Here is a 497-nt window from a genome sequence, read left to right on the forward strand (position 1 = left end):
CACGCCGACTACGTGAAGAACATGATCACCGGTGCTGCCCAGATGGACGGCGCGATCCTGGTTTGCTCCGCTGCTGACGGCCCCATGCCGCAGACCCGCGAGCACATCCTGCTGTCCCGTCAGGTAGGCGTTCCTTACATCGTCGTGTTCCTGAACAAGGCCGACATGGTTGACGACGCCGAGCTGCTGGAACTGGTCGAAATGGAAGTTCGCGATCTGCTGAACACCTACGACTTCCCGGGCGACGACACCCCGATCGTGATCGGTTCCGCTCTGATGGCCCTGAACGGCCAGGACGACAACGAGATGGGCGTTTCCGCCGTGCGCAAGCTGGTAGAAACCCTGGACTCGTACATCCCTGAGCCCGAGCGCGCCATCGACAAGCCGTTCCTGATGCCGATCGAAGACGTATTCTCGATCTCCGGTCGTGGCACCGTGGTAACTGGCCGTGTTGAGCGTGGCATCGTCAAGATCCAGGAAGAAGTGGAAATCGTCGG

The 497-nt window shown here is 60.6% G+C and carries 1 protein-coding gene; it reads left to right on the top strand.

Features of this window, described 5'->3' with window-relative positions:
* The coding region (locus IB256_RS30480; RefSeq protein WP_263864896.1) for a GTP-binding protein at positions 1-497 on the top strand (497 nt) is incomplete at both ends.

Origin of the sequence: Pseudomonas sp. PDM17 (assembly GCF_014851985.1) — a bacterium.
GTDB lineage: Bacteria > Pseudomonadota > Gammaproteobacteria > Pseudomonadales > Pseudomonadaceae > Pseudomonas.